The organism is Vibrio sp. 811 (genome assembly GCF_033339195.1).
In genome coordinates this window covers 1-1573 of the sequence record NZ_JAWOUB010000065.1, presented here as the reverse complement: position 1 = coordinate 1573, position 1573 = coordinate 1, and the positions used below count along the sequence as shown (strand labels likewise).

Sequence of the window (1573 nt, the reverse complement as noted above, 5' to 3'; positions counted from 1 at the left end):
ACTTCAAGCGACCCTGATCGCTGGTATCGGGCTTAAAGCCAAAGCAGCTACCACGACTTGGAACAACAAGACCTTTTACTGAGCCATCAGTTTTTTCGACATACGATAGAGACGTATCATTCAACTGTCGGCCATCTTTCGCGTAAACGCACATGGCGTAATCACCCGGAGCAATTTGTTGTTCGCTAATGATGGTTTTAGCATTTTTCCCTTGGTATTCCATCAAATCAACTTGATGTAGCGCGCCGCTCTCGCTTGCGTCTAGCAGAATGTGATCGCCAGTTTGCTCGCCCGTTTCTGGGTCAAAGGGAATTAAAACTACGTCTTTAAATGCTAAGACCACTTTGTTGGCGTCATCCACAGGTGCATCTGAGACACCAAGAGAAAACGTAGCGGATTCTGTATTTGATGAAGAGTCGTCACCACCGCAGCCAGTCAGTAGTAGACCGCCTGAGATAGCAAGTAGAGGATAAGTGTATTTTTTCATATTGACCTCTTGTGTTTACACTGCCGATAAACATCGAAGATTAGTCTCAGAGTCGAGACCAAATGTCATTGCTTAGTAATGACGGGGTCAATGTAAAAAATGGAAATTCATAGTGTGATATGGATTCCTAAAAAGCTATTTTTAAATCTATTGCTCAAGTGTAGCTGCGAAGCAGTAACTCCATTAACTTCGGCTCTACTTAGCTAAACAACGTGGTCGCTTGGTAACCACTTTTTCCATTTCTACAAGCGTTTTTTTATAAAACTAAGTTCTTATTCGTAGTGAAATGAAGTTGATAATAATCAAAATAGATAGGTGATGAGGGGCGTAACGTAAGGTCGAATATTGCTAGAAGGAATTAGTATGATGGCATACAAATTTTTTATTCGAGAGCTACTAGGATTAGCGATCGTGGTTTCAGTTGTTTTTGGTGTACTTGGTGTGATGCTCGATCTTTTCGCGCTTACGGCGTTGTCGGAACATCAAGATGCAATTGCTCAGATCTTTTTTCATGAGTCGTTTTATTTCATTGCATTCTTAATCCCGCCATTTTTCCTATGGAAGATCATCAATCGTTCTGATTTGGTTACCGCCGCACAAAACTATATCGCGCTAAAGTTAGCAGCAGAAAGTCGATAATCTAACTCCAAGTACGATTGATACCATTTGATACGACAGAGGCTCATGCTTTTTTCATGAGCCTCTGTCGTTTTGTCTCTCTGAGCAAGCAAGATAGCTTGCTCAAGGATTAATTCTTACTTAAAAGGCTGGTTCAATCGTTCCTTTGAAAGTGCTATCAAGGAAGTCGCGAATTTCTTGGGATTGGTAAATAGAGACGAACTTTTTGTAAGCCTCGTTGTTTTTGTCGGCTTCACGAGTCGCAATAACCATAACAGCGAGAGGTGCGTCTTTGGATTCTAGGAAAATACTTTGTTTCTTAGGGTCTAAGCCTGAAGACATCACGTAATTCATTGTAATAGCTGCGGCATCAACGTCATCCAGCGTTCTTGGCAGCTGCGCCGCATCTACCTCAACGAACTCCAGTTCTTTTTGATTGCTCTTAATATCGGTTAACGCGGCTTTATT

The 1573-nt window shown here is 41.8% G+C and carries 3 protein-coding genes; 1 reads left to right on the top strand and 2 read right to left on the bottom strand.

Annotated features, from left to right (window positions below; all coding sequences use genetic code 11):
• Positions 1 to 487, bottom strand: a 487-nt coding sequence (locus R7Q46_RS24805; protein WP_318077879.1) for a DUF4382 domain-containing protein, incomplete at its 3' end; no start/stop codon positions are given.
• A gap of 366 nt (positions 488 to 853) precedes the next feature.
• Between R7Q46_RS24805 and R7Q46_RS24800 the strand changes: the two genes are divergently transcribed.
• Positions 854 to 1126, top strand: a complete 273-nt coding sequence (locus R7Q46_RS24800; protein WP_318077880.1) for a D-fructose-6-phosphate amidotransferase — start codon at positions 854 to 856, stop codon at positions 1124 to 1126.
• 120 nt (positions 1127 to 1246) lie between these two features.
• On the opposite strand, the gene R7Q46_RS24795 is transcribed toward R7Q46_RS24800, so the two are convergent.
• The coding region (locus tag R7Q46_RS24795) for a MetQ/NlpA family ABC transporter substrate-binding protein (protein WP_318077878.1) at positions 1247 to 1573 on the bottom strand (327 nt) is incomplete at its 5' end.

Excerpts from the sequence above, each read along its gene's own strand:
- R7Q46_RS24800 (WP_318077880.1), top strand. The coding sequence starts at position 854 with ATGGCATACAAATTTTTTATTCGAGAGCTACTAGGATTAGCGATCGTG.